Here is a 237-nt window from a genome sequence, read left to right as displayed (position 1 = left end):
GGTGGGACAGATGATTGGGGTGAAGTCGTAACAAGGTAGCCGTATCGGAAGGTGCGGCTGGATCACCTCCTTTCTAAGGATATAGGAATAACATTGACAATTCTTTTAGTTTTGAGTGTTCAAAAGAATACTCGAGAACAATGAAAACTAAATACGTATATTATATAGAAAAAGATTTACAAAGAAAAAACCGAGAGAAGAAGACAAGAAAATTGTCTATTCATAAGAGTTCAAGGA

Annotated in this window: 1 rRNA gene; it reads left to right on the top strand. The window is 35.9% G+C overall.

Annotation, left to right across the window (positions count from 1 at the left end):
• Positions 1-73: ribosomal RNA gene (locus HZY82_RS00005) — 16S ribosomal RNA — on the top strand; the annotation flags it as partial.
• Positions 74-237 lie beyond the last annotated feature (164 nt).

The organism is Gemella sp. GL1 (assembly GCF_013415365.1).
Classification (GTDB): Bacteria; Bacillota; Bacilli; order Staphylococcales; family Gemellaceae; genus Gemelliphila.
Note: the sequence above shows the minus strand (reverse complement) of the source record. Positions and strands in the feature narration are given on the sequence as shown.